1 rRNA gene is annotated in these 607 nt (G+C 52.1%); it reads left to right on the top strand.

From position 1 onward, the window contains the following. Positions 1-607: ribosomal RNA gene (locus HQN90_RS38135) — 23S ribosomal RNA — on the top strand; the annotation flags it as partial.

Genomic DNA, 607 nt, shown 5'->3' with positions numbered 1-607 from the left:
CAACCAGGATGTTGGCTTAGAAGCAGCCACCATTGAAAGAGTGCGTAATAGCTCACTGGTCGAGTGACTCTGCGCCGAAAATGTAACGGGGCTAAACACGCCACCGAAGCTATGGCTTGCACGATGTGCATGGGTAGGGGAGCGTTGTATGTACGTAGAATTCTGACCGTAAGGACAGGTGGAGCGCATACAAGTGAGAATGCCGGTATAAGTAACGAAAAGATCAGTGAGAATCTGATCCGCCGAAAACCTAAGGGTTCCTGAGGAAGGCTCGTCCGCTCAGGGTAAGTCGGGACCTAAGGCGAGGCCGAAAGGCGTAGTCGATGGACAACAGGTGGAAATTCCTGTACCACCGTAGCCGTTATGAGCAATGGAGTGACGCAGAAGGATAGTGACGCAGACTGATGGATGTCTGTCCAAGCAGTGAGGCTGATGTGTAGGCAAATCCGCACATCATTAAGGCTGGGCTGTGATGGGGAGGGAAACTTTAAGTACCGTAGGTCATGATTTCACACTGCCAAGAAAAGCTTCTAGCCAGGCGAAGGTGCCCGTACCGCAAACCGACACAGGTGGGTGAGAAGAGAATTCTAAGGCGCGCGGAAGAACT

The sequence above is a fragment of the Paenibacillus alba genome (genome assembly GCF_013204855.1).
GTDB classification, from domain to species: domain Bacteria; phylum Bacillota; class Bacilli; order Paenibacillales; family NBRC-103111; genus Paenibacillus_E; species Paenibacillus_E alba.
This window is presented reverse-complemented; position numbering and strand designations above follow the sequence as displayed.